We start from the raw sequence: 26774 nt of genomic DNA, 5'->3' as shown, positions 1-26774 counted from the left end.
GCGATGCGAAGGGGTGCAATGCAGCATCTCGGCGGAATTCAGCCGAGATGGGCTGCCCGATATGTCGAATTCAGCTCTCGCAATATATCAATGACATGCTGGCATTGGTCCGGCTTCAGAAACGGCCCCATTGGCAGGCTGAGCACCTGTCGTGACAGATCGCGCGCAATGGGGAAACTGTCCGGCGCCAGCCCCAGATCGCTATAGGCGCCCTGCATATGGGGCGGGTGGGGATAATGGATCAGCGTGCCGATTCCCGCATCCGTCAAGCGTGCTGCCAGATCGTCGCGATGCGGTGATGTGATCACGTATAGATGCCAGACCGGATCAACACCGGCGATGACATGGGGCAGGCCGAATCCGGCACCGTCCAGCCCGTTCATATATTGTGCGGCGCGGGCCCGGCGCATATCGGTCCATGCGGGCAGATAGGCCAGTTTCACCCGCAACATCGCCGCCTGAATGGGATCAAGCCGGCTGTTCAGGCCGCGCATCGTGTGTTCGTATTTACGTTCGGACCCGTAATTGCCTAGCTGGCGTATCGTACGGGCCAGATCGGGGTTATTCGTCGTGACCGCCCCCCCATCGCCAAGCGCGCCGAGATTCTTGCCGGGGTAAAAGCTCCAGCAGACCAGATCACCATGCGCGCCGATGGGCTGCCCGCGATAGGTGGCGCTGTGGGCCTGTGCGGCATCCTCGATCACGGCCAGCCCCCTGGATCGGGCGATGGTCAGGATCGGGTCCAGATCGCAGGGTTGCCCGTAGAGATGCACCGGCATGATCGCGCGGGTGCGCGGCGTGATGGCGGCGGCGATGCGGGTCGGGTCGATATTGTGGGTGGCGGGATCAGGCTCCACCCCCACCGGATGCGCGCCCACGGCCGAGATCGCCAGCCATGATGCGATATAGGTGTTGGAGGGCACGATCACCTCATCCCCCGCCCCAACACCAAGCGCGCGCAGCCCCAGGACCAGCGCATCCAGCCCGTTTGCCGCGCCCACGCAATGATCCGCGGCACAATGCGCGGCCCATTCGGCCTGGAACGCTTCAACCTCCGGCCCGCCAATATACCAGCCCGAGGCGATGACCCGTGCGGCGGCCTGGGTCAGCTCATCCCCGATTTCAGCGGCCATCTGCGAAAGGTCGAGGAACGGAACCTTCATCCCGTATTCCGCGCATAGGTCAGGAAGTCGTTGTAGTCGCGCAGGTAATCCGCCTCATCATAGGGCAGAGAGGCCAGGACCATGCACACGGCCCCTTGCGAGAAGAGGTCGATCTCGCGCCAGACCTTGCCGGTCAGATACAGGCCCTGCCGTGGATTGCGCAGCAGATATTCCTGACGCACGGCGCCATCATCCAAGGTGATGCGGAAACTGCCCGACAGGGCAAAGATCACCTGCTGCAGGTCCCTGTGCCCATGCCCGCCGCGATCCGCATCCACCGGCACATTGTACAGATAGTAGACCCGCGCGATGTCGAAGGGGATGTGATTTCCCCCCTCCAGAAAGGTCAGATCACCGCGTGGATCGGTGATGCGCGGAAACTCGAACACATTCCAGCGCGAACTTTTGGCGTCATCAAACACCATCGCTACGCTCCAGAATACAGGCGGCCCATGACAGCCCGACGCCAAAGCCGCACAGCATCAGGCGCTGCGCCTGCGCATGGTTCGGATCGGACAGCAGAAACGGCAGGGTCGAGGACACGGTATTGCCCATATCCGCCGCCGCAAAGGGCGCGCGCGCGGCCGGTTCGCCCAATGCGGTGCGGATGGTTTCCACAATGTATTTGCTGCCCTGATGCAGCAGGAACAGGTCGATATCCGATTGGGCGTGACCCGCCATGGCCAGCGTATCGCGGATCAGGGTCGGAACCTCTCGCGCGCAAAAGGTAAACACCGCCCGCCCGTTCATGTTCAGCACACCGTCATCGCGCACCGCGATCGCGGCGCGGCCCTTGCCGTTCGAGCGGAACTTGAAATGATCCATTGTCCAGACCGGCGCGTCATTGAGCAGGGTCACGGTCGCACCGTCACCAAACAGGATCGCGGTGTTGCGGTCCTGCGGATCCATCACCTTGGAATAGGGGTCCGCTGTGAACAGCAGCCCGTTCCGGAACCCGTTCATCTGCATAAAGGCGCTGATGATCGACAGCCCGTAAACATAGCCCGAACAACCCAGCGAGATGTCGAATACGGCGCATTCCAGACCCAGACCCAGCTTGGCATGAACCGCAGCACCGGTATGGGGCAGGCCGGCCCCGTCGGGGTTCTGGGTGCAGACCACGATGCAATCCACCTGCGCGGGGTCGATTTCGGCGCGGGTTTGCAGGTCACGAAACGCCTCGACGCACATATCCGAGGTTTCCATATCTGCCGGTTTGCGGCGCAGGTTCAGAAAGCCGGTTTTGTCGCGGAGGAAATCCTCCTCCACCCCGAAATCGGCGCGGCGTTCCAACATGTTCACACCGTCCTGCGGCAACCACGTGCCGATGGCGGCGATACCGATCGTGTTCTGGTTCATATCGCGATCCCCGAGAAGAAAATGGTGCCGTAATCATGGCCATCAATGTGCAGACGGCTGCGATACAACCTGCCCGGACGCGGTGTTTCGCAATCCACCTGTATCTGCGCGGCACGCGCGGGCAGGGGGGCGGTGAAATCCGCGCGGGTAAAGGCCCATTTGACGGCTAGATCGGGCAATAGCGTGCTGAGCAGCGCTTTGTTCATCAAAACCGCCTGCTCCAGCGGGGACACGTCGGCCAGATGGGGCGCTGTGATGGTGGTTTCTGATTGCGTGCTGGCGGCAATCACTTCCGCCTCGTCCGAGGGGCGTTCCTGTCGCGCACCGCTTTGCGACGGATCGGGGCCGATGGCGGCAACACGCGGCCCGTCGGGGGTTTGCGCAATTAGCAGGGTGGGCATTGTCTTGCGGTCGATCTGCTCGGCCTGCTCCACCTGCACCAGCAGGGCGTGGTTCGTGCGGATAAAGTCGTGAATGCTGTAATTCAGCGGTCCCGCATCCGCAGGCAGGTCCAGAAAATCGGCCAGTGCATAGAACAGGTCCGGCCCGTGCAGGTAATCGCGCGCGCCGATAAAGGGCAGGGTGACAGGGCGTTGTTCCACGATCATTTGGCCATCCATTTTGCCATCATACGCAGTGCACGGGCGCGGGGCAGGGCAAAGAACCCCGCCATGTGTCCGCGCGCAGGCACGGGGGTTGCGACAACCGCGCCGATATCGATGCGGGCATTGTCGCCGATCTCGGTCAGGTTGCGGATCACGGCGCCCGGGCCGATCCAGACATCGCGTCCGATACGGGTATAGCCCGCGACAATCACCCCGCCTGTCAGGGTACTGCCATCACCGATGGATACGCCATGCCCGATCTGTGCACCCGGTGCGATTACGCAGTCCGTGCCGATTTGGGTAAAGTCGGAATGCAGGGCGCGTTGCACGATCGCGCCGGCCAGAACCTGGCTGCGCGCCCCGATCCGAACGCCGCCAGCATGACGGATGCGCAGTAATTCACCGCCGAACCGCTTGGAAAAGTGTCCATCCACGCCGACCAGTGCGCCCGGTCCGATATGCACGCCGGCATCGAGGATGGTGCCCCGCCCGATCATGGCCCCCGCAGCGATGCTGACCTGCGAGCCGATTTGAACATGGGGGTCCACAATGGCGGTCGGATCGATCTGCGTATCGGGGTGGATGCCCGGGCGCAGCGGGGCGCATAGACCGTGATCCGAAATCAGCGCGTTGTGGATCAGGTAGAATGCCCGCTGCGCGTCATCCGCGCAAAGCACGGCCAGATCATCGCGGCCCGCCGCATCGATATCTGTCAGCAGGCCGGGCGCGAGGGCCGGCGTGGTTATAATCGCTGACACGGCCGCATTCGCAACCGCCTGATCCAGATAGCGTTGTTCCAGCGCACAGCTTAGCGTGCCTTGCACGGATGCCAGATCGGCAAAGCCTGTGGCGCAAAAGCGGCCGGGCCGGACCACCTGTGCGAACCGGCTGAAATTCCGCGCCGGGATCGGGTCGAGCACAGCCTGCGGGGGGGCATCTGGGGTCATGCTGGCCTTCAGCCAGCCGAGATGTGGCTCAGGATTTGGGCCGGTGTGTCGAGGTCTTCGTAGACCTCGTCAGGGATCGACTGGCCTGTCTCGTCCTCCAGCCGCATGACGAATGTCGCCTTGTCGAGGGAATCCAGCCCCGCGGCACTGAGGCTGTCTTCCATTTCCAGCCTGGACCAATCCTGCGCGGGCGAAACCTCCTTGAGAAGGTCACGCAATCTGGTCAATGTCAGTTCGCTCATGTTTTATTCCATATTCCGCGGATGTTGACTGAAGGGGGCAGGATCAGGCGGTGCCCGTCTGGGCTTCATGCATTTCCTCGTCAGAGGCATCTTCGGCTTTCCAGTGCTCCAGCAACACGTTCAGCAGGCCGCGCAGCGCCTTGTCCGTTTGAGGATCGTCCAGCAACTGTTCACGGGCCAGGACCTTTTCCAGACGGAAGGGTTTGCGAGCTTCGCAAATCCGCTGGAGGATGCTGGGGAACATGCCCGCCGCCGCGCCGGCGGTGACGAAACCACGCAGCAGTTCGCCCTCGTCCAAGGTGCTGTCGACACACCATGTGCGTTCGAACAACATCATGATGTAGTCGAGAACCTCGTCGCGGGGATGGCGGCGATCATCCTTGTAGGGTTGGCCGAACGCATCGGTAACCAGTTCATAGGACGGCCAGTAATGCAGCACACCCTCATCGCGCAATTCGCGGTACAGCTCATCAATCGCAACGCGCAGCACGCCCTTGGACACCGCATTGGATGTCATGCACGAATTGTCGCGGAACGTGGCCTGCAGCGGGATTGGCGACAGGGTGAAGATGATCTTTGCGTCGGGCCGGTGTTTGCGAATCAGATCGTAGATCTTGCGCATGTTCGCCTTGTTTTCCTCGACGGTGGAGACGCGGAACTTGTGGCGGGACGGGTCATAGGCATCCTTGGGGATGGTGCGCCAGAAGACGTTTCCGGTCGGTTCGTCATACCAGATTTCGCTCAACCCGAAGGTCAGGATGAACACATCGGTCTCATCGAACATCTTCTTGGTCTGGGCCTGGACCTCGGGGTCGTAGCCATAGCTCTCGGTATCGTAGCCGTGCCACAGTTCCTGATCGAAGACTTTACCCTCCCAAGCCCATTCGAACTGCTGCAGGATGACGAAGGAGTTCACCATTCCTTCGCCGCAGGCGACCACATAGGCGCGGCCGGCATCCGGTGACTTGTTGAGAACGTTATAGTTTCTCTTGGACAGCCAGTTAGAGATATTGGCGGCAAAGCAGGATCCGAACGCCGTGACTTGCGTGTTGACGTCGATTACGGGTTCCTTGGGCTGCCAGCCCTTCAGCACGTATTTCTCGATCGCGCCGGCCTTGAAGAAGTGCCGGTTATGGGGCTGGACATTCGTATGCTCCCCGCGAAACCAGGTGCGATATTCCTTGCCGCTGCGCGACGTGGTCTGAAATTGCAGCTTAGCGGCCTTGCGTTCTTTATCTGCCATGGCGGTGCCCTCATGCGTTGTCTCAGCGGCTCGAGAATATCTCAGGATAGGCCGATCGGGCCTGTGGTGCGAGTGTAATACTCACCCGATGCGGTATTCGGATGGCATGCTGTGGTTTAGCGGCTTGTTTTGCCAAACAGACCGCGTTCAATTTCGTCCAGCCGGCTATGGGCCGCGCTGGCCGCATCGGACGGGCTGACATGGTCGATCAGCGGCCGCATCTGGGCGGCCAGATCGCGCAATCGAGCTCTGGAATCGGCATCGACCGCAGGGGCCGCAACGGGTTCGGGATCCGGGGCGGCCTGTGCTACCTGTCGCAAGGGCATCGGTGCATCGTCGAAGTTGCGCAGGTGGTCGCCTGCCCTGGCCAGGGCCATGACCTCCTCATGCAGGGCCGCGAATTCGGGGCGCTGGCGCAGGGCCTCGATCTTGTCCCGGTGCCAGATTACGGCCTGATCGTGCAAGCGGGCGGTTTCGGGATCGGCACGCAGCTCGGCCAGACCGGCCTGCACGGCGGGCAGGTGGCGCTGGATGCTCAGGTCCCGCTCACCGCCCAGGCACATGCGTTGCCAGTAGTCCGCCCCCAGAACCTGCCCCGCATGGTTGGCGCGCCCGCGATCGCGTTTGACCAGATAGCTGTCGATCGAACGCACGGCGTAGTGGTTGATCTGCGCGGCATCATAGGCGAAATGCGTGTTTGCCTTGGAATGGCGCATGTTTCCGTTGAAAATCACGCCGTCAGGGTGGCGCGAGGTATAGCCCTCGACATGTTCCTCGGCCACGACGGGGCGGTGAAGGCCGAACCGCTCGACGCGGTGCTGCCCGCGAAAGATCGTCTTGACGAAACGATCGGGAACGCCGCCATCCTCAAGCGATTTCTGGGCGTCGGTGAACTGCTCGATCAGCAGGCGATCCTCGAAGGCGACCTGATCATCATGGGTGAACAGCTTCCACGTGACGGGCACCGCGTCGGTGTCGTCGGGCAGGGCGTCCAGCATCGCCTGAACCGATCCGTCACCGATATGGATGTTCAGGAACTCATCCACATCCGATATCAGCATCCATTCCGCCGCCAATGTCACCGGATGGACGCGCGCGGCCTTGAGCGCGCTCTTGTGCGGACCGCGGCGCAGTACCTTGTTGCGCTCATGCTGTACGATACCGCGTTCGGTCAGCCGGTCGAGCAGCTCAACCGTGCCATCCTCGCAATCATTGGTGTAGATCAGAAAATCGGCAAATCCGATGGCCCGGTGATAGGCGACCCATTCCAGAATGTAGGGCCCTTCATTCTTCATCGTCGAGATGATGAGCGGTCCTGTGCCAGCCATGGTGCCGTCCTCTTGCGGGTGTTGCAGGGCCCACCCTATCGCGGGGGCCGGACCGGTCACAATCGCTGGGCACAATCTCCGGTCAGACTCATTGCAAGGGTAACTAATGAATTGCATTTGCGGGGATTGGCGGGCCTCGAACCCTAATCGCCAATTGAAAAACAGGCTGACACAAGCCAAAACAAAAGGAAATCCGCTCTCACAGAAAGTATGTCCATGTCCGACCTACCCCGCGTTGCCGCCCTGTGGATCGGTGGATCGCTGACATGGCTGGAACAGCTTTGCCTGACCTCCTTTGTCGAAATGGGCCATCCCACCACGCTATACACTTACGGGGAGGTCACCGGCGTGCCCGAGGGGGTGGAGGTTTGCGACGGCAATGACATCATGTCCAACCCGGATGTCTATACGCATGAACGCTCCGGCTCGGTCGCGCTGTTCTCGGACATTTTCCGCTTTCACCTGATGGTAAAGGCGCCCGGAACGGTCTGGATCGATACGGATGTGTATTGTGTCAAGCCGTTGGACATGGGGCCTTACATTGTTGGCTTTGAGACCGATGAAAACCGATTGAACGGCGCAATTCTGGCACTGCCACCGGAAAGCGCGGCCCTGAAGCTGCTGCTGGATCTGACGGCGGATCCCTATCAGGTGCCTGCCTTCTATACGGGCAAGTTCCGCGCGCAGTTGCTGGCCGCAGCAGCAGCGGGCACGCCGATTCACGCGGGTGAGATGCCATGGGGCGTCTGGGGGCCGGTGGGCGTAACATGGGCCATGCATGAAACCGGAGAGGTCGAGCACGCCTTGCCCCGACCTGTCCTGTATCCAGTGCATTTCGCGGATCGCGCGATATTCTTCAAACGCCCCATCCTGGTGGCCCGCCAGATCACGCCGGAAACCCGGACCGTGCATATCTGGGGGCGGATCAAGCGCATTTCGGCCAAGCGTCACGATGGCGGGGTTCCCGTCAATTGCTGGCTGGATGCGAAGCTGAAGCATCACGGCATCGACCCGATGGCGGCACCGATCACCAGCCATGGCAAGTTCGACTATTCCGATACCGAAGACGCGACCGAGGCGGGCTGATGCCTGCACCTGTTGTCAGTTACTGGCCCGGGGGGGCGCTGGACTACCTGCGTTATGCGGGACTGGCCTCGTGCATACGCGCGGGTCATGCGGTGACGTTGTGGATGCATGGTCCCGTCCCCGACGTGCCGGCAGGCGTGATGGTGCGCGATGCCCATGCCCTGCTTGACCCCGTTACGGTGCCTGTCGCGAACCGGTCGCTGGTGGCAAACCGGATGCGCTGGCTTACCCTTGCCGCCCAACCGGGGGCGATCTTTGTCTCTCCGGGTGTGATGGTGCAGCGTGAACTGGTGCCAGACGCGCAGGGCTATCTGTTCGGCTGGCAGGATGCGCAATATCTGTGCGCGGATCCCGTGGCCCTGCCTGCGGACAGTCCCGAACTGACCGCCCTGATCGAGCTGGGCGCGGACCCTGCGCCGGTGCCCGAATGGCTGGACGATGATTTGCAGGGCGAGCTGCGCGCCGCCGCTTCACGTGGAAACCCCGTGCCGGCGGGGTATCTGCCATGGGGCATGTTGGGGGCTGTTGGCCTGACCCATGTCCTGCGCGCCAGTGGTCGCATCGCATCCGCCCATCCGGTGCATGTTCTGTCGCCCGTGGCCTATGCCGATCGTGCCGTGTTGTTGTCCCGCAAGGAGAAGCTGGGCGATCTGGTCCGGCCGGACACGCTGGCCGTGCAAATCTGGCCTTCGGAGATGTTGCGCGAAATCTCTGAAACGTTTTCGGGTTTGCCGCGATATTGGTGCCCCGTGGGGGAAATCCTGCGCGGGATCGAGGTGAACCCGCGCCGGCACCTGCCCAATGGCATGGCTTTGCATATCAAGGATGACCGGTGGAAGGATCGTGCCGACAAGGCGCCGATCGTTACCACGCAGCAACAGGCCGACCCCGCGACGCCGGCCGCAGCCCCGCGGATTTGCGTGCTGTCCTGTATGAAAAACGAAGGCCCGTTCATCCTGGAATGGATTGCGCATAATCGGGCCATCGGGGTGACGGATTTCGTTATCTACACCAATGATTGCACGGACGGGACGGATGCCTTGCTGGATCTGCTGGTTGAGAAGGGCATCGTTACAGCGCGTTTTGACAACCCGTGGAAACCCGACACGGCCGGGATGAGCAACCCGCAATTCACCGCCTTCAAGGACGCGGAGGAACGCCCCGAGATTCAGGCCGCCGACTGGCTGATGCCGTTGGATGTCGATGAGTTCATGGACATCCGCACCGGCGACGGCACGCTGGCCGCGCTGTTTGCGGCCCTGCCGGGGGTGGATACGATTTCGATACCATGGCGGTTGTTCGGCAATGACGGACAGCACCGGTATGAGGATGCTTTCGTTACCGAGCGGTTTCACCGCGCCGCCATCGAGCGGTGCAAGAAGCCCTATCAGGCGCTCGGCTTCAAAACGATGTATCGCAATGACGGGCGCTGGCAGACGATATCGGTCCACCGGCCGAAAAATCCCGACCCCGCCCGTGAGGCGGAGATCAGCTGGGCCTCGGGCTGTGGCTTGCAGATGATGCCGGCATATCGCGACAGCGGCTGGCGTATGCAAAAGGACTGGGCCGGATATGATCTGGTCAGTCTGAACCACTACGCCGTGCGCGACGCTGAAAGCTATCTGGTCAAACGGGATCGGGGCCGCGTCAATCATGTGTCCGAGGATCAGGGGCTGGGCTATTGGTTCCGCATGAACCACAACGTGGTTGAAGAACGCTCGATCATGCCGCGCCTCGCCGCGACCCGCGCCGAATATGCGCGCCTGATGGCGGATGCCGATATCGCCGCGGCCCATCAGGCCAGCGTGGCGGCGCATCGGGCCAGGATTGCGACGTTGCATAGCCGCCCCGATATGGCCGCGCTGCATGCCGCGATTACCGCGCCGGTGATGGACGGGCTGTCCCGTGTCACGCCGCATTTCGGCAACCGGATTTTCGAGGCCGGACCACAGGCGCTGCCCGATCCTGTTCTGAAATGGGCCAGCGCAGGCGCGCGGATCAAACGACCGCTGCCCAATACGCTGCACGATCCGGTACCATTACCGGCGCAGGAGGCAGACCCGAACCGGCTGCTGCCTGCGGGGTCTGACCTGCATCTGGCGCATGTGATCCCCGAGGAACCTGTCGAACCCGTGGTGACCTCCTCCGCTGCGGTGGCAAAACCGGCAGCATCCTCGCAACCTGCGGCGCGTGCTGCCGGGGTCGCGCCTTCCGGTGATCCGATCTATCTGGGCGAGGATGACCGCCGTGCCCTTGCTGCACTGCTGGAACGGACCCAGCCGCGATATCCGATGCTGGAGGCGCCAGCGGTGCCGCTGCCCAACGACAATATCGTTGTCATCACCTCGATGAAGAACGAGGCGCCGTTCATCCTTGAATGGATCGCATGGCACAGGGCCGTGGGGGCGGAGCATTTCCTCGTCTACACCAATGATTGCACCGACCAGACCAACCCGATGCTGGACCGGTTGGCGAAGATGGGGCTGGTCACACGACTGGAGAACCCGTTCAACCGCGAGGGCGGGCAAAAGCCGCAGCGCGGCGCGCTGAACGATGCGATCCGCCAGCCGATTGTACGCAATAGCGACTGGTATCTGGTCATCGACTGCGATGAATTCGTCAATGTGCATGTGGGCGATGGCACGATGCAGGGCATGTTGGCCGCGATGAACAACCCCGATATCGTGTCGATGACGTGGCGCTTTTTTGGCAATGGCAATGTGCATGCCTATGAGGATCGCCCGGTAACCGAACAATTCTTGCGATGTGCGCCGGAATATCTGCCCCGACCACGGCTGGGCTGGGGGTTCAAATCCATGGCCCGCCCGTCTGGCCCCTCGGACAAGATCGGAGTGCACCGGCCGCTAAATCTGGACGAGAGCCGCGATATCCGCTGGGTCAACGGATCTGGCCGGATCATGCCTGAAAAATCGATGGGCAATTCGACATGGTTCTCGCGCAAGGCGTCCATCGGCTATGACATGGTGACGTTGAACCACTATATCCTGCGCTCGGCCGAGAGTTTCCTCGTCAAGCGTGAGCGGGGCCGCATCAACCATGTGGATCAGGATCAGGGCCTGGCCTATTGGACGGCGCGCAATTACTCGACCGAAACCGATACCCGCGCCGCGCAGTTCATGGCGCAACGTGTTGCACCTGTTCTGGCGGAGCTGAAGGCCGACCCGGAGCTGAGTCGCCTGCACGCCGAAGCGGTGGAGTGGCACCGCGCGCGCATCGCCTATCTAAAGGCACAGCCCGATTACCTCGCGCTTTATAACAGCATCACCGACCCTGAATTGCCCGATGCGATTTACGTCGCTGAGGTTGAGGAGGGCGGTGATGATTGAGTGTGCCCGCAAAGCAAACAGCACCTTGTCAGGAGAGATAGCGTGACGAACCAATTCCGCCCCGCACAGGGGACTGAGTATTTTGCCTTGCTCAAGGCGATGCACAAACAGCTGAAACCCGCGCTATATCTGGAAATCGGGTCGCGCACAGGCAATTCCCTGTCCATGGCGGCGGGGGATTTCATCGCGATTGATCCGACATTTGTGCTGAAGCGCTTCACGACCTTTCCCGGGCAACAGGGGCACCTGTTCCAGATGCCCAGCGATGATTTTTTCGAGACGGGCTTTCTGCAGGCCGTGGGCCGCCAGATCGATTTCGGCTTTCTAGATGGAATGCACCATTTCGAATTCCTGCTGCGCGACTTCATGAATTCGGAGCGGAATGCCGCGCCGGGGGCCACGCTGACCCTGCATGACTGCTGCCCGTTCAATGCAAATATGACGGAGCGCGACCGCGCCAATGTGCGTGGCCGTGCGTGGACCGGTGATGTGTGGAAGGTTCTGGTGATCCTGTTGGAGCTGCGCCCTGATTTGCAGATCACGGTTTATGACGCGGCGCCGACGGGGATCGTTTCGATCACCGGACTGGACCCGCAAAACCGCGTACTGAATGATGCTTATGACGACCTGATGGCGCGCTATATTGACCTGAACATCTCGGATTTCGGGGCCACCCGTTTCTATGACATGTTCGAGTATGCCAGCAGTGCGGCCTATATCGCAGATGCAAACAAAGATGCCTGAAGCCGATCAATCCCCCCTTTCCATTCGGCTCAAGATTGCGCCCGCTAATCTGGTGCGGGCCCAGCGTTGGGGCGATTACTTCTTTGCGCGATCATTACAGGATGCGTTGAGCGCGCGGGGCCATACCGTAGAGATTGATGCCCGCGATACCTGGCAAGCGGATACGACGCCGGGCGGCGTTGATCTGGTGCTGCGCGGCTTTGGCGGGTTTCAACCCATTGCAGGACGCACCAGTATGCTGTGGATCATCTCGCATCCGGGCAATGTGCGTGGTGAGGAGATGTTGGAGTATGACCACGTTTTCACCGCATCGGGTCGGGGACAGCGTGCGCTGCGCCGCTTGCTGGGACGGGGGCGTGTTTCGCAACTGCTACAGGCCACTGACCCTGAAATTATGCGCCCCTATGAAGTGGAATCCGATGGCTCGATGCTGTTTGTCGGGGTGAACCGACGGGGCGGGCGGCCCTCGCTGGATATGGCGCAGCGCTGCGGCTACGACGTGAAGCTGTGGGGCAAGGGTTGGGTCGAGCATGAGCGGTTCGCGCCGTTCCTACAGGGGCAGTTTTTGCCCAATGGCACGTTAGGGCAGCATTATTCGGGCGCTGGCGTGGTGCTGAACGATCACTGGCGCGATATGCGGGCCAATGGGCTGGTATCGAACCGCGTGTTTGACGTGCTGGCCTGCGGCGCGCCGCTGCTGTCGGACAAGGTTGCGGGCCTGCCTGCCGCGCTGGAACCGTGGGTCTATACGTTCAAGGACGAGGCGAGTTTTCGCGAGGGGGCCGAGGCCGCATTGGCTGAGGGGCCAGAGCGCCGTGCAGAACGTCGCGCTTTTGCCGAAACCGTGCGGCAGGAGCATTCCTTTGCCGCACGCGCCGTCACGATCGAGAATTGGGCGCGGGCGGTTCAGGCGCGGGGGTGATCGCTCAGGCTTGCGCCTTTGACGTGATGACCAGCCTATTCACCTCGGCGATCCGCGATTTCAGACGCTTAATCAACTGTCGTCGTCCTGCGGCCGCGGTGCGTGTGTCCAGTAATCGTTGGCGTAATACGGAGAGCTGAATTTCCTGACGCTTGATTTTATAGGCTTCGCGTTGCTCGGCTGAAAGTTGTGCAACGTCCGAAACGCCGCCCTCGCGGTACAGGACCAGTGGTTCGTCAACATGGGCCAAGCGGCCCAACAGTTTTGCGCGATAGGTCGAGACCAGATCGCCATAGCTGCCAGCCTCGGTCATCGGGCCGTAAATCTCGAACATTTCCTTGTTCCACGCGCAACTGGCGCCATAACACCCCACCGCCGCAATGGCCGCCTGATGCGGTCCCATCTTGGCGATCCGGTCATTCACATCGAACCGTTGGCCTGTCGGTGTGCCGTCCAGCCGGATGATATCCATGGCGGAATGGATCATGAGCGGGCGGACCTCATCCGCAGTAAAGCATTCATACAGGCGCGCCGCGCGGTTGGGCGTGGAGATATCATCGCCGGAATTCACAACGATCAGATCACCGCGGGCCAGCTCGAACACGCGGTTCACGTGGAAAATCGCGCCAAGGTTTTCGGCGTTCCGGTTCAGCGTGATCTGATGCGGCCCGTCATATTCCGCCGCCATGCGTTGCATCACATCAAAGGTGCCATCGGGCGAGCAATCATCCGACAGCAGAATTTCCATGCGCCCGTCAAATTCCTGCGCAAAGATTGAGGCAATCGCTTCCGCGACGATGCCCTCCTGACGATAGGCCAGAACCACGCAGGTCACGTCGATATCAGTGCTCATGGTGCGAGCCTTTTCGGAATTAGCGTTTGTGGATCACTGCGACCTGATCGCGGCGGGCCTTTTTATAGCCGGCCTGAAACACAAAGCAGCCTGAAATATCCGGTGCCAGTGCGTTGAACTGTTCCGCCACGGTGGGGTCGGAATGTTCAAAGGTGCGCTGATGCAGCCAGCTTTGAAACAGGGCCGCTGTTTTGGTGATGCCAGCCTTTTCATAGGGCGGCGGCTGCCAGCGCAGATCTTCGATAATATACAGCCCCCCCGATGGCAGCAGCGGGAAGATCTCCAGAAACGCGTTCTGCTGGTGATGCGAGGCATGGGACGCGTCGTCGATCACGATATCAGGGGCACCGATCCGCCCGATCGCCTCGTTGATATTCGCCCGATCGTCCATGTCGCAGCGCACGAAATCGAACCGGTCATGTTCAAACCACGAGAAATCAGAGACATCCAGCCCCACGATCCGCGCCTTGGTGAAATAGTCCAGCCACATGCGGATCGAGGGCAGGTCGGTCGTCTGGCGGTCCGCGTCCTTGCCATGCTCGGGCCCGCCGATCAGCAGGCCCATTTCCAGAAAGGTGATCTTTCGATTGCGAAACGGGGAGAAGAGCATGTGGTACAGCTCGGTATAGCGGTGCTTTCCCGATCCCTTGTCCGACCCGTACTTATCGGCCAGATCGGTTAGGTTCGGCCCGCTGGAAAGGGTGCTCATGCCGTTTCATCCGTAATTGTAATACAGAACGCATCTGTCGTTCCTAAGATACATAACAGATCGAAACGATAACTGAAGTTCTTGTACTACGACGCCAGCCTGCGGGCCGGATCGGATGCCTCCACCGGGACCAAGGCGCGCACCAGGTCGCGCATGTGCAGCAGGCCGACTTGCGCGCCGTCCTCCATCACGCGGTAGTTGAGGTTGGTGTCCCCCTCGGACAGCGCGATCACCCGTTCCAGGTTGGAATTGGCATCGACGTCGCCTGCGATATTGGTGCCCGGATCGGTCGTCACCTCCATCACCGAGCGGACGCGCAGCACGCGCGCGCGGTTGATGTCGGCGATGAAGTCCATGATGTAGGGATCGTTGGGATGCAGCAGGATTTCCTGCGGTTCACCCTGCTGGACGACGGCGCCGTCCTTGAGGATCACCAGATGATCCGCCAGCTTCAGCGCCTCATCCAGGTCATGCGTGATGAAGATGATGGTCTTGTGCAATTCGCGCTGCAATTCCAGCAGCAGGTCCTGCATATCGGTGCGGATCAGCGGGTCGAGCGCGGAAAACGCCTCATCCATCAGCATGATCTCACTGTCCGAGGCTAGCGCGCGCGCAATGCCCACGCGCTGCTGCATGCCACCCGACAGCTGGTTGGGATAATGCCCGCCATAGCCGGAGAGCCCGACCCGGTCGAGCCACTTTTGCCCCTCCTTGTCCGCCGCCTTGGCGTTTTCGCCGCGCACGCGCCGGGCCATGCCGGCATTTTCCAGAACCGTGCGGTGCGGGAACAGCGCGAATTTCTGGAAGACCATCGACATGGTGTTCTGGCGCAGGGCATCCAGCTTGGTCGCATCGTAGGCCAGCACGTCCTCGCCATTGACGAGGATCTCACCCGCGGTGGGTTCGATCAGACGGTTCAGGTGGCGGATCAGCGTGGATTTTCCCGACCCGGACAGCCCCATGATGACCGTGATCTCACCCGCGCGGATGTCGACATTGATATCCTGCAAGCCCAGCACATGCCCGTGCTGTTCCAGCAATTCCGGCTTTCCCAGACCGCCGCGCACATGTTCCAGTGCGGCCTGCGGATCGGTGCCGAAGATCTTGTACAGGTTCCGGATCGAGACCTTGATGTTGTTTTGCTCTGTCATGGTCTCACTGCTCGCTCGAATTGATGCGGCCAAGCGCCGCCTTGGTGGCCCGGTCCAGCAGGACCGCCAGCAGCACGATACAGAAACCCGCCACCAGACCGACGCCCAGTTCCAGGTTGTTGATGCCGCGCAGGACCAGACGCCCCAGACCCGGAGCCGAGACCAGCGAGGCGATCACCACCATCGCCAGGCTCATCATGATGGTCTGGTTGATGCCGGCCATGATGTTGGGCAGGGCCAGCGGCACCTGCACGCCCGTCAGTTTCTGCCAGTTCGACATGCCGAAGGCATCCGCCGCCTCGATCACGTCCTTGTCCACCAGCCGGATGCCCAGATCGGTCAGGCGGATCACCGGCACGATGGCATAGAGGATGATGGCAATGCCGTAGAGCTTGCTCTCCGTCACCGAGAACAGGAAGATCAGCGGGATCAGATAGACGAAGGTCGGCAGCGTTTGCAGCATGTCCAGAATGGGAATGGCGATGCGCTGCATCGTGTTGCTTTTCGACATGGCAATGCCGATGGGCACGCCCAGAACCACGCTGAAGATCGTACAGACGAAGATGATCGACAGCGTCTGGATCGCCTCGTTGTAATGGTCGATGAACGCCATGAACAGGAAGGACAGCGTCACCAGCACCAGCACGCCCACCGACCGGGCTGTGACCCAGGTCAGCAGCATCAGCAGCGGGATCATGATGAACCAGGGCGTCGCCTGAAACAGATCCAGCGAGGCATCCAGCAACCAGCCAAGCGGCGTGGTCAGCGGGTCGAGCACGAATTTCAGCCCGTCCTTGATGTTGAGGAAACCCTGTTCGACCGCCTCGGTCATGTCGCGGGTCCGCGGGATCGCATCGCAGGAGCGGTGCAGCGTGTCGAGCGAGGGGAACGGCGTCTCCAGCAGGGGCACGTCGGGTTCGGGCGCACCGGCGCCCCCGCCATTGGCGCGCGCCAGCAGTTCGGCCATGGTGACCGGCCCGCCCCCGCCTGCATCCGCTTCTCCGCACCAGTTGCTGAGGCCGAGCGTCTCGATCAATCCGTCGTAGAAGGCCATGTCCCGTCCGTTCCGTTCGCGATTTTGTTGATACGCGAAGCTGATCCGCGATTTGTGACTACGCGAAGGCAAGTTCGCGGTTTTTGCAGTACGCGAAGGCAGGTTCGCGATTTCTTACGGTAACGCGAAGCCGATCCGCGACCCGGTGGATACGCAAAAAGCCCCGTCGATGCCGGGCCCCTGCGCGTGATGGTCGAAAGGCCCCCGCGATTAGCAGGGGCCTTGAATGGATTTACTGGATGAAGGCGGCGAGCTTCTCGCGCGCGTCATCGTTCAGCCACTCGGACCAGGTGTCGCTGCCAGTGGTGATGAAGTAGACGGCGGTTTCCTCGGCGGAGGCGTTGTTCTCCTCCTGCCATGCCAGCAGTTCGCCCATCTGTGCGTTGGTGAACGACACCTTGGACATCAGCTCGGCAACCTCGGGGTGTTCATCCTGGAACGTGGTGGTCACGATCGTCTTGACGGGGCCGACCGGATAGGACGACAGGCCGACCTCCTCGCATTCGGGGTTCGAGTTGCAGGTGTGGATTTCCTCGTCATAGGGGCCCAGATCCACCATGGTCATGTCGTACTTGCCCAGAACCGAGGTCGGCGCCCAGTAATAGCCAAGCCACGGCTCCTGGTTCTCGAAGGCCGAGGCGATGGAGGTCGCCATCGTCTCACCCGAACCGTGCTGGAAGATCTCGTAGCCGTGGGCCTCCAGCTCCGCCGCCTCGACCAGCGCGGCATTGGTGTTCTTGCAGCCCCAGCCGTCGGGGCAGTTGTGGAAACGGTTGTCGAGCAGATCGGCATTGGCCTGCACACCTTCGAGCGTTGCCAGCTCGGGATGCTCCTCGACCAGATAGGTGGGGATCCACCAGCCTTCCTCACCGCCATCCGACAGCACGTCGCCCAGCGTCACGATGCGGCCCGCCTCGGACAACTCGCCATAGGCCGGGGTGCCGTTGATCCACAATTCGGTGATGATGTCCGGCTTGCCCGTCTCGGAAACGGAGGCCAGCGAAGTCACGGTGGCCGAGGGCACGGTCGTGACATCGCAGCCATAGCCCTGCTCCATCAGGAACTTGGACACATGCGTAACCACGGCGGAGGACGCCCAGTTCATCTCGGTAATCGAAACTTCACCGCAGTCCTGCGCCGCCGCGAGTGTGGGCATGGCCAGGCCGAACGATGCGGCCAGAATGATCTTTTTCATCTGAATTCCCTGTTTGTTTTTAATCTCGCCGGCCCCGTTTATCGGCCCCCGACGGCAATTTTCAAGTGTGGCGCAAATCAGAGAACAATAGGGGGTGGTTTGCAACCCTTTTTCCCGAAACGTTCAACTATCTGTTATCGCTATAAAAAGATTTCGCAAGACCACAATTCGCGTGACGTCCGCAGCGGTTTGGCAGTGTTTTGATTGACGCGTCAGTCAAAAAAAACCATCCCTATGCGTGTATTGCCATGCGAGGAGTCATCCATGCCCAAGATCGGAATGCAGCCCCTGCGCCGCGCCGCGCTGGTGCAGGCCGCCATAGCCGAGATCGGCCGCCAGGGATCGCTGGACGTGACCGTGACCCAGATCGCGGGCCGCGCAGGCGTGTCGAGCGCCTTGGCCCATCACTATTTCGGCTCCAAGGAACGCATTCTGACGGCGGCCATGCGGCACATCCTCAGCGGGCTGGGGGCGGAGGTGCGGACGCAACTCGCACTGGCCCGCACGCCGCGGGGGCGGCTCAGCGCCATCGTCACCGCCAGCTTCTCCGACCACAGCTTTCAGCACGATGTGATCGCGGCATGGCTGGCCTTCTACGTCTCGGCCCAGACGGTGCCGGAAACCAACCGTCTGCTGCGGGTCTATCAGCAGCGCCTGCGCAGCAATCTGATGCACGACCTGCGCCCCCTGATGGAGGGCGATCCCCGCGCCCTGGCCGAGACGATCGCCGCCCTGATCGACGGGTTCTACATTCGCCAGGCCTTGCAAGGTGCCCAGGGCAGCCGGCTGGAGGCCATCGCCTCCATCGAGCAGGTCATCGACATGGCGCTGCGCGCGCACACTCAAAGGACCGGTTCATGAGCACGCCCAACATCCTGATCTTCATGGTGGACCAGCTCAACGGCACGCTGTTCCCCGACGGCCCGGCGGACTGGCTGCACGCGCCGAACCTGAAACGGCTGGCGGCACGTTCGGTGCGCTATGCCAATTGCTATACCGCCTCACCGCTCTGCGCGCCGGGGCGGGGTGGCTTCATGTCGGGGCAATTGCCCAGCGTCACCGGCATCTATGACAACGCGGCGGAATTCCCCTCGGATCTGCCCACCTATGCGCACCATCTGCGCCGCGCGGGCTATCAGACCTGCCTGTCGGGCAAGATGCATTTCGTCGGCCCCGACCAGATGCACGGGTTCGAGGAACGCACCACCACTGATATCTACCCCGCCGATTTCGGCTGGACCCCCGATTACCGCAAGCCCGGTGAACGCATCGACTGGTGGTATCACAACATGGGCTCCGTCACCGGGGCAGGGGTCGCGGAAACCAGCAACCAGATGGAATATGATGATGAGGTCGCCTATCACGCCGTGCGCAAGATCCGCGAATACAGCCGCGGGCTGGACGCGCGGCCGTGGTGCCTGACGGTCAGCTTTACCCATCCGCATGATCCATATGTGGCACGCCGGAAATACTGGGATCTGTACGAGGATTGCGCGCATCTCGACCCGCCGGTGCCCGCGATGGATTACGCCGATCACGACCCGCATTCGCAGCGCATCTTCGACGCGAACAACTGGCGCGATTTCGACATCACGGATGCGGATATCCGCCGGTCGCGGCGGGCGTATTTCGCCAATATCTCCTATCTCGACGACAAGATAGGTGAGGTGCTGGACACGCTGGAGGCCACCGGGCAGGAGGCCGTGATCCTCTTCGTTTCGGACCATGGCGACATGCTGGGTGAGCGGGGGTTGTGGTTCAAGATGAGCTTTTTCGAAGGCTCATCCCGCGTGCCGATGATGATCAGCGCCCCCGGCCTGACGCCCGGTCTGGTCACGACGCCGGTGTCCAATATCGACGTCTGCCCGACGCTGTGCGATCTGGCCGGCCTGTCGATGGAGGAGGTCGCCCCCTGGACCCAAGGCGAAAGCGTCGTGCCGCTGGCCAACGGCACCCCCCGCGACACGCCCGTCGCCATCGAATACGCGGCGGAGGCATCCTACGCCCCGATGGTGGCCTTGGTGCAGGACGGCTGGAAATACACCCGCTGCGATCTGGACCCGGAACAATTGTTCGACCTCAACGCCGATCCGCACGAGCTGACAAACCGCGCCGACGATCCCGCCGCCGCAGACATGCTGGAAAAATTCCGCGCGCAGGCCGATGCCCGCTGGGATCTGAAACGCTTCGACGACGACGTGCGCAAATCGCAGGCCCGCCGCTGGGTGGTCTACGAGGCGCTGCGGCAGGGCGGCTATTACCCGTGGGATTACCAGCCGCTGCAAAAGGCATCCGAGCGCTTCATGCGCAACCACATGGATTTGAACGAGGTCGAGGAGCGGGCACGCTTCCCAAGGGGTCAGCAGCCGGACCCGTGAAAGCGCGCGGCAAGGAACAAAGGGCTGCTCCCGACCGCGGGTGGTGGCGAAGCCCCCGCCCGGGGGGGCGGTCGGGGGCAGCCCGGCCTTCGTCCGGGCCAGACAGTTATTTGAGGGACCGACCATGACCACCCAACCGAAAGCCAGCCACTTCATCGACGGCCAATATGTCGAGGATACCTCCGGCACCCCGATCGAGGTGATCTATCCCGCCACGGGTCAGGTGATCGCCACCGTGTACGAGGCGACGCCCGCCATCGTGGAACAGGCGCTGACCTCCGCCGCGCGCGCGCAGGCCGAATGGGCCGCACGCGACGGCACATCGCGGGGCCGTGTCCTGCGCCGCGCCGCGCAAATCATCATGGAGCGCAACCGCGAATTGTCGGTGTTGGAGACCTATGACACCGGCAAGCCGCTTCAGGAAACGCTGGTGGCCGATGCCACGTCGGGGGCGGATGCGCTGGAATATTTCGGCGGGCTGGCCGCCGACGTGACCGGGCAGGCGATGCAATTCGGCGGCGACTGGGCCTATACCATCCGCCGCCCGCTGGGTGTTTGCGTCGGCATCGGCGCGTGGAACTATCCCACGCAGATCGCCTGCTGGAAGGCCGCACCCGCACTGGCCACCGGCAACGCCATGATCTTCAAACCGTCCGAGACCACGCCGCTCTGCGCGCTGAAAGTCGCGGAAATCCTGATCGAGGCGGGCCTGCCCGCCGGTCTGTTCAACGTCGTGCAGGGCAGGGGGGCGGTCGGCGCCGCCCTGACCGGGGACGCGCGCGTCGCCAAGGTTTCCCTAACCGGATCGGTGCCCACGGGGCGCAAGGTCTACGCCGCCGCCGCCGCCCAGATGAAGCAGGTGACGATGGAACTGGGCGGCAAATCGCCCTTCATCGTCTTCGCCGATGCCGATCTGGACGACGCAGTGTCCGGCGCGATCAACGCGAATTTCTATTCCTCGGGTCAGGTCTGCTCGAACGGCACGCGGGTCTTCGTCCATGCGGATGTGCAGGAGGCGTTTCTGGCAAAACTCAAGGCGCGGGTCGAGTCCGCCACGATTGGCGATCCGATGGATGAGGCTACGAATTTCGGCCCGATGACCACGCAGGCGCAGCTGGACATCACGCGGCACCATCTGGAAACCGCGCAGGCCGAGGGCGCGCGTGTGATCACAGGCGGCGAGGTGCTGGACAAGCCCGGCTTCTGGATCACCCCCGCCGTGCTGGCCGGCGTCACCGATGACATGACAGTCGCCCGGCAGGAGGTCTTCGGCCCGGTCATGTCCGTGCTGACCTTCACGGATGAGGCCGATGTGATCACACGCGCCAACGACACCGAGTTCGGCCTGTCCGCCGGTCTGTTCACACAGGATCTGACCCGCGCGCACCGGGTGGTCGCACAGCTTCGGGCGGGCACCTGCTGGATCAACCAGTACAATTTGACCCCGGTCGGAATGCCCTTCGGCGGATCGCGCCAATCGGGCATCGGGCGCGAAAACGCGCGCATGGCGATGGACCATTTCACCGAGGCACAGACGGTCTATGTCGGCATGTCCCCAGTCGAGGCGGCGTTCTGATGCAACCCGATTTCATCATCGTCGGCGCAGGCTCCGCCGGATGCGCCATGGCCGATCGCCTGTCGCGGGACGGCCAGCACCGGGTTCTGGTGATCGAGTTCGGCGGCTCCGATGCCGGGCCGCTGATCCAGATGCCCGGCGCGCTCAGCTATCCGATGAACATGCCGCGCTATGACTGGGGCTATTCGACCGAGCCGGAACCGCATCTGGGCGGGCGGCGTCTGGCGACCCCGCGTGGCAAGGTCGTCGGCGGCTCCTCCTCGATCAACGGCATGGTCTATGTGCGCGGCCATGCGAGGGATTTCGACCATTGGGATGCATCCGGCGCGACCGGCTGGTCCTATGCCGACGTGCTGCCCTATTTCAAGCGGATGGAGAACTGGACCGATCGCGGCCATGGCGGCGATCCCGACTGGCGCGGCACCGACGGCCCGCTGCATGTCACGCGCGGCACCCGCCAAAACCCGCTGGTCAAGGTCTTCGTCGAGGCCGGACGTCAAGCGGGATATCCCGTCACCGACGATTACAACGGCGCGCAGCAGGAAGGCTTCGGCGCGATGGAGCAGACGATCCACAAGGGGCGTCGCTGGTCCACCGCGAATGCCTATCTCAAACCCGCGCTGAAACGTCCGAACTGCACGATGATCCGCGCCTTCGCCCGCCGTGTGGTGATCGAGCAGGGCCGTGCGGTCGGCGTTGAGATCGAACGGGGCGGCAAGGTCGAGGTGATCCGCGCCAACCGTGAGGTGATCCTGGCCGCGTCCTCCATCAACTCGCCCAAGCTGCTGATGCTGTCGGGCATCGGTCCCGCCGCACATCTGGCGGAACATGGCATCGACGTGATCGCGGATCGCGCGGGCGTGGGGCAGAACCTGCAGGATCATCTGGAGCTGTATATCCAGATGGCCGCCTCGCAACCTGTCAGTCTGTTTCGCTACTGGAACCTGCTGGGCAAGGCCTATGTCGGCGCGCGCTGGCTGTTCACGCGGACGGGGCCGGGGGCCTCGAACCAGTTCGAGAGCGCGGCCTTCGTCCGGTCCGCCGCCGGGGTGGACTATCCCGATATCCAGTATCACTTCCTGCCGCTGGCCGTGCGCTATGACGGCAAGGTCGCGGCGGAGGGGCACGGTTTTCAGGCCCATACCGGCCCGATGCGCAGCCCGTCACGCGGGCGGGTGAAACTGACCTCCTCCGACCCGGCTGCCGATCCCTCGATCCTGTTCAACTACATGAGCGAAGAACGGGACTGGGCCGATTTTCGCAAATGCATCCGCCTGACCCGCGAAATCTTCGGGCAGGAGGCCTTCGCGCCCTATCGCAGCCACGAAATCCAGCCCGGAGCCGACGTGCAGAGCGATGAGGACCTGAACGCCTTCATCGCCGAGCATGTCGAAAGCGCCTATCACCCCTGCGGCACCGCAAAGATGGGCGCGGTGGACGATCCCATGGCCGTCGTGGATCCCGAATGCCGCGTGATCGGCGTGGACGGCCTGCGCGTGGCCGACAGCTCGATCTTCCCGCGCATCACCAATGGCAATCTGAACGGGCCGTCGATCATGGTGGGAGAAAAAGCCTCGGACCATATCCTGGGCCGCACACCGCTGCCCCGCTCGAACGCGGAACCCTGGATCCACCTCGATTGGCAAGGATCGCAACGCTAGATAGCCGTTTTACAAGGAGAATTCGGCAAGATTATAACATAATCTTGATTATTGCTTTAATGTAGAGGCCCAGTACCCTTTCGAGGGTCCGGCGGGATAGTCCCCTTAAATATCGGCACAGTGACAAATAGAATAGAAATTGTAGCGCGAAGCGGTTAACCCAAAGTTATCTTGCAGCGCAACATCCAGGTGATTTCCCTTGATCAGTGACACTTCCCGACTGCTCGTAATTGGTTCCGAAGCGGCAAATGTCTCGGACCGCACCTTAGGACGAGACAATATCGTCAGTGTGCAATCACTGGATTCGGCAGGCAATTTCACACCTCACCCTGCGTTCAATGCGGTGGGCGCAAACGGCGTGGCGGCGATGTACTACGATGCGCAGCGTACGCGCCTGTACTATTCTGGCGGCACCGATCTGCACTATATCGACTTTGCGACCGGCGCGAAGGTCAGGCTGCCTGTGAAGGGGCTGGTCGATGCGCATGAGATGGAAGTCTGGGACGGGCTGCTTTGGCTGACCAGCACCGGCACCGATGAATATATCACCTATGACCCCGAAACGGGCGCCTTTGACCGCCGGCATATCGTTGAGGTTGCGCAGGGTGCGCCGCGTGACAAACATCACCTGAACCACATTGCGCGCGGCGCGGATGGGGAGCTGTACGGGCTGGTCCACCATATTGATGGCAAGCAGATCCTGAACCAGATCAAGGCACGCGCATTGAAATCACAGGGCAATGGCGGCGTTATCCGCCTCAGCGATGGAAAGCGGTTCCCGCTGCGCCTGCATGCGCCTCACACTGTGACGGCTGTCGGGGATGAGAACTGGGTTTTCGACAGCGGACAGGCAAGTATTCGTATATTTTCCGCGGATTGGACCCCTTTGCGTGCAATCCCCACTTCGGGCTGGGGCCGGGGCGGCGCGTTGTACGAGCATGGGCGCAGAAGGTATTTCGCGGCCGGCCTGTCCAATATCCGCCAACGCTACCAGCATCTGTTCAAGAACTACGCTGCCTTCATCAACGGCGTACAGATTTTCGACGCGGAAACCGGAAAGCAGATCTTCTGCAAGAAGATCGAAGGAGTCGAGCAGATCAACAATGTCTACGTGTTGCCTGCCGAATATGTGGCAATGCTTTGAGCGCAGGGCTCAGCGCGCTTTCCTGCCAACTTCGCGGGTGAGGAACAACCAGAAGACCTTCGGTCCCTCGAGCAGATAGCGTTTCCACAACCGCGCGGGATCGGATCCCAGACGGTACAGCCACTCCAGCGATAGCTTTTGCATCAGTTCAGGCGCGCGGCGCTGGCGTCCGGTCAGAAAATCGAGGCTGGCGCCAACACATAACCCCATGCCGACGGCCTTTCCCCGACGGTGCAGGTGAGCCGCCATGATCTCCTGCTTGGGAAAGGACAGGCATAGCAGCACGATATCGCAATCTGCGGCCTCCACATCGGCCAGAACACGGGCCCAGTTCTCGTCATCGACCTTCATGAAGGGGGCGTCGATCCAGATCAGGTTCAGATCGGGGCAATTCGCCTGCAGAATCGCGAAATCCTCGGCCGAGGGACCGCAGGCCGCGATGCGCAGCGCCTTGGCCTGCGGGTCGTTGAAGATATCGCGCACAATGTCAGAGCCGGGATAGACCTGCAGCTCATACCCCTTGATCCGCGCGAGGTGCTGCAACACGCGGCTGTCGCAAATCCGCGCGGCGGCGGCGGCATAGATCGGGCGCAGCGCGGCGTCCCTGGACAGGCGGATCACGTGATCGACATTCGGCGTCACGATATAGCCGAAGGGGCGATCACGGCCATGGGTCAGGATTTTCTGTCGCCACACATCGCCCTGCGCCACGCTAAATGAGACATCCAGAAAGGATACGGTCTGCACGTCGCTCACCGTGTGCGCGCCTTGACGAATTCGGCGATGAAATCGCGATAGGGTTGCAGGCGTGCCTGCGCTGAGGCGGCCGATTTCTGCGCGTCGGCGCGCATCCCCTCCACATGGTCGAGCGCGTTCAGGCAGCGCGCCAGTGCTTCCTCTTGCGAAACAGTCTTCATGTCGAGCGTGTGCGGGTAATCGAGGCTTTCGAACAAGCCCTGAAACTTGACGCTATAGCTCATCGGAACGCAGGCCACGCCGCTGGAAACAGCCCCGATCGCGGCGTGCATCCGTGCGGCCAGCATCAGGTTCATGCCGGCAATGAAGGTCTTTGCCTCGCGCGCATTGTAAAACAGCGGGGCAAGGTTCACGCCGGATGTCTTCTCGGCCAGGGTCATGCAGACGGAACGGTCGCTCTCCAATGCGGTGGAGGAGATGCGGTAGACATGCGGCAGCAGCCACAGAACCACATCTGGCCGCGCGCTCAACTCCGCAATTAGATTGTCGATCAGGGTCGCGTAATCCACGCTCAACCCGAACTGATTCGATTTGGTATAGCCCCCCGAATAAAGCAGGCCGGACACGTTCAGCGCGACATGGGTTTTGCCCTCCTCCAGCACAGGAAAGCTATCGGGCCAGTAATCGAACCTGCTCAACGCAAAGGCGACATCGGTGGTCAGCTGCAACTGTTCAGCCTGTTCCGGCCGCAACAGATCGCGCGCGCGATCTGCGGAGGGGGCGTCGCGGGCAAAGACCTTATGCGCCCGTCGCAGGGCCGCACCGCCCAGCTTTCTGGCCCAGGAGGCAGAAAACGGCCCTATCGTTTGCGGGCTGAGCACCAGCCGCTTGCCCATCTGGGGAACAAGGAATTTCAGGCCCGCAATCTTGAGCAGACGCTTGAAGCCGTAAATGTCCGAAAAGCTGTCCCCACCGCCGATGTCAAACACCATGTCGCATTCCGCCAGTTTGCGCCGCACGGCGGGGGCCTGCGCGAATTTCGACACGGTCACATATTCATATGATCCGACTTCTTGCGGTGCGGCAAAGGCATCGTCCCCGCGCGGGCCAAACAATATGAAACGCACCGGTCCCGTTGTGCCTGTTTCCTTCAGTGCGCGGGAAATGATGGTCATGTTCGCATCCGTTAGTGCGCTGACCCCCATATTTCCTGAAACGAAACTGTGCCAGAGAAGCCCAATGGTGATCACGTCGGATACTCTTCATATTCTTGAGGAACGTCGAAGGTCATATACGCGTATTTTACGACAAAGGGGCATCTTGGTCTAGCTTTAGAATACCCGGTTTGTATAATATAAATCCAAATACATC

24 protein-coding genes are annotated in these 26774 nt (G+C 61.7%); 9 read left to right on the top strand and 15 right to left on the bottom strand.

Going from position 1 to position 26774, the window contains the following annotated elements:
• Positions 1-38 precede the first annotated feature (38 nt).
• The 8 genes from H1S03_RS13890 to H1S03_RS13855 form a co-directional block, all read right to left on the bottom strand.
• A complete protein-coding gene (locus H1S03_RS13890) occupies positions 39-1163 on the bottom strand; it encodes a DegT/DnrJ/EryC1/StrS family aminotransferase (protein ID WP_166194817.1) in 1125 nt (374 codons plus the stop codon).
• Positions 1160-1588, bottom strand: coding sequence for a sugar 3,4-ketoisomerase (locus tag H1S03_RS13885; RefSeq protein WP_166194820.1), 429 nt, complete (start codon positions 1586-1588; stop codon positions 1160-1162). The genes H1S03_RS13890 and H1S03_RS13885 overlap by 4 nt, the downstream gene beginning before the upstream one ends.
• Positions 1578-2522 carry a ketoacyl-ACP synthase III gene (locus H1S03_RS13880; RefSeq protein WP_166194823.1) on the bottom strand — a complete coding sequence of 315 codons (945 nt, stop codon included), beginning with the start codon at positions 2520-2522 and terminating at the stop codon, positions 1578-1580. Before H1S03_RS13880 ends, H1S03_RS13885 begins: the two co-directional genes overlap by 11 nt.
• Positions 2519-3142, bottom strand: coding sequence for a hypothetical protein (locus H1S03_RS13875; RefSeq protein WP_166194826.1), 624 nt, complete (start codon positions 3140-3142; stop codon positions 2519-2521). The genes H1S03_RS13880 and H1S03_RS13875 overlap by 4 nt, the downstream gene beginning before the upstream one ends.
• A complete protein-coding gene (locus H1S03_RS13870) occupies positions 3127-4074 on the bottom strand; it encodes an LbetaH domain-containing protein (RefSeq protein ID WP_166194829.1) in 948 nt (315 codons plus the stop codon). The genes H1S03_RS13875 and H1S03_RS13870 overlap by 16 nt, the downstream gene beginning before the upstream one ends.
• A gap of 8 nt (positions 4075-4082) precedes the next feature.
• On the bottom strand, positions 4083-4316 hold the full coding sequence (locus H1S03_RS13865; protein WP_166194832.1) for an acyl carrier protein: 234 nt from the start codon (positions 4314-4316) through the stop codon (positions 4083-4085).
• Positions 4317-4359: 43 nt separating this feature from the next.
• Complete coding sequence (locus tag H1S03_RS13860) at positions 4360-5559, bottom strand: GSCFA domain-containing protein (protein ID WP_166194834.1); 1200 nt, start codon at positions 5557-5559, stop codon at positions 4360-4362.
• Between the two features lie 116 nt (positions 5560-5675).
• Complete coding sequence (locus H1S03_RS13855) at positions 5676-6887, bottom strand: glycosyltransferase family 2 protein (RefSeq protein WP_166194837.1); 1212 nt, start codon at positions 6885-6887, stop codon at positions 5676-5678.
• Between the two features lie 216 nt (positions 6888-7103).
• Here H1S03_RS13855 and H1S03_RS13850 point away from each other — a divergent pair, with 216 nt between their 5' ends.
• The 4 genes from H1S03_RS13850 to H1S03_RS13835 are packed head-to-tail and all read left to right on the top strand — an operon-like array spanning position 7104 to position 12986.
• Positions 7104-7973, top strand: coding sequence for a glycosyltransferase family 32 protein (locus tag H1S03_RS13850; protein ID WP_166194840.1), 870 nt, complete (start codon positions 7104-7106; stop codon positions 7971-7973).
• Positions 7973-11320 carry a glycosyltransferase family 2 protein gene (locus H1S03_RS13845; protein WP_166194843.1) on the top strand — a complete coding sequence of 1116 codons (3348 nt, stop codon included), beginning with the start codon at positions 7973-7975 and terminating at the stop codon, positions 11318-11320. Before H1S03_RS13850 ends, H1S03_RS13845 begins: the two co-directional genes overlap by 1 nt.
• 42 nt (positions 11321-11362) lie before the next feature.
• A complete protein-coding gene (locus H1S03_RS13840) occupies positions 11363-12064 on the top strand; it encodes a class I SAM-dependent methyltransferase (protein WP_166194846.1) in 702 nt (233 codons plus the stop codon).
• The gene (locus H1S03_RS13835; protein WP_166194849.1) at positions 12057-12986 is read left to right on the top strand and encodes a glycosyltransferase family protein; all 930 of its coding nucleotides are present in this window, start codon (positions 12057-12059) and stop codon (positions 12984-12986) included. The genes H1S03_RS13840 and H1S03_RS13835 overlap by 8 nt, the downstream gene beginning before the upstream one ends.
• A 4-nt stretch (positions 12987-12990) precedes the next feature.
• Here H1S03_RS13835 and H1S03_RS13830 read toward each other — a convergent pair whose 3' ends face one another.
• From H1S03_RS13830 to H1S03_RS13810, 5 genes are all read right to left on the bottom strand, one after another.
• The gene (locus H1S03_RS13830; protein WP_166194852.1) at positions 12991-13839 is read right to left on the bottom strand and encodes a glycosyltransferase; all 849 of its coding nucleotides are present in this window, start codon (positions 13837-13839) and stop codon (positions 12991-12993) included.
• 19 nt (positions 13840-13858) lie between these two features.
• Positions 13859-14548 carry a class I SAM-dependent methyltransferase gene (locus tag H1S03_RS13825; protein ID WP_166194855.1) on the bottom strand — a complete coding sequence of 230 codons (690 nt, stop codon included), beginning with the start codon at positions 14546-14548 and terminating at the stop codon, positions 13859-13861.
• Positions 14549-14634: 86 nt separating this feature from the next.
• Positions 14635-15699, bottom strand: a complete 1065-nt coding sequence (locus tag H1S03_RS13820) for a quaternary amine ABC transporter ATP-binding protein (RefSeq protein ID WP_166194858.1) — start codon at positions 15697-15699, stop codon at positions 14635-14637.
• A 4-nt stretch (positions 15700-15703) separates the two neighbouring features.
• On the bottom strand, positions 15704-16753 hold the full coding sequence (locus H1S03_RS13815) for an ABC transporter permease (RefSeq protein ID WP_166194861.1): 1050 nt from the start codon (positions 16751-16753) through the stop codon (positions 15704-15706).
• Between the two features lie 232 nt (positions 16754-16985).
• Positions 16986-17948 (bottom strand): ABC transporter substrate-binding protein, encoded by a 963-nt coding sequence (locus H1S03_RS13810; RefSeq protein WP_166194864.1) that lies wholly within the window; start codon positions 17946-17948, stop codon positions 16986-16988.
• 264 nt (positions 17949-18212) lie between these two features.
• Here H1S03_RS13810 and betI point away from each other — a divergent pair, with 264 nt between their 5' ends.
• The 5 genes from betI (at position 18213) to H1S03_RS13785 (ending at position 24707) form a co-directional block, all read left to right on the top strand.
• Positions 18213-18809, top strand: coding sequence for a choline-binding transcriptional repressor BetI (gene betI / locus H1S03_RS13805; protein ID WP_166194867.1), 597 nt, complete (start codon positions 18213-18215; stop codon positions 18807-18809).
• Complete coding sequence (gene betC, locus H1S03_RS13800; RefSeq protein ID WP_166194870.1) at positions 18806-20326, top strand: choline-sulfatase; 1521 nt, start codon at positions 18806-18808, stop codon at positions 20324-20326. Before betI ends, betC begins: the two co-directional genes overlap by 4 nt.
• A 124-nt stretch (positions 20327-20450) precedes the next feature.
• Positions 20451-21902, top strand: coding sequence for a betaine-aldehyde dehydrogenase (gene betB / locus H1S03_RS13795; RefSeq protein ID WP_166194873.1), 1452 nt, complete (start codon positions 20451-20453; stop codon positions 21900-21902).
• A complete protein-coding gene (betA, locus tag H1S03_RS13790) occupies positions 21902-23563 on the top strand; it encodes a choline dehydrogenase (protein ID WP_166194877.1) in 1662 nt (553 codons plus the stop codon). The genes betB and betA overlap by 1 nt, the downstream gene beginning before the upstream one ends.
• A 289-nt stretch (positions 23564-23852) precedes the next feature.
• A complete protein-coding gene (locus tag H1S03_RS13785) occupies positions 23853-24707 on the top strand; it encodes an NHL repeat-containing protein (protein WP_185804940.1) in 855 nt (284 codons plus the stop codon).
• A 9-nt stretch (positions 24708-24716) separates the two neighbouring features.
• On the opposite strand, the gene H1S03_RS13780 is transcribed toward H1S03_RS13785, so the two are convergent.
• Together H1S03_RS13780 and H1S03_RS13775 are read right to left on the bottom strand one after the other, a co-directional pair.
• The gene (locus H1S03_RS13780) at positions 24717-25463 is read right to left on the bottom strand and encodes a WecB/TagA/CpsF family glycosyltransferase (protein ID WP_166194882.1); all 747 of its coding nucleotides are present in this window, start codon (positions 25461-25463) and stop codon (positions 24717-24719) included.
• On the bottom strand, positions 25460-26578 hold the full coding sequence (locus H1S03_RS13775; RefSeq protein ID WP_166194885.1) for a polysaccharide pyruvyl transferase family protein: 1119 nt from the start codon (positions 26576-26578) through the stop codon (positions 25460-25462). Before H1S03_RS13775 ends, H1S03_RS13780 begins: the two co-directional genes overlap by 4 nt.
• Positions 26579-26774: the final 196 nt, after the last annotated feature.

It is taken from the genome of Pontivivens nitratireducens, assembly GCF_014235845.1.
Lineage (GTDB): Bacteria > Pseudomonadota > Alphaproteobacteria > Rhodobacterales > Rhodobacteraceae > Pontivivens > Pontivivens nitratireducens.
This window is presented reverse-complemented; position numbering and strand designations above follow the sequence as displayed.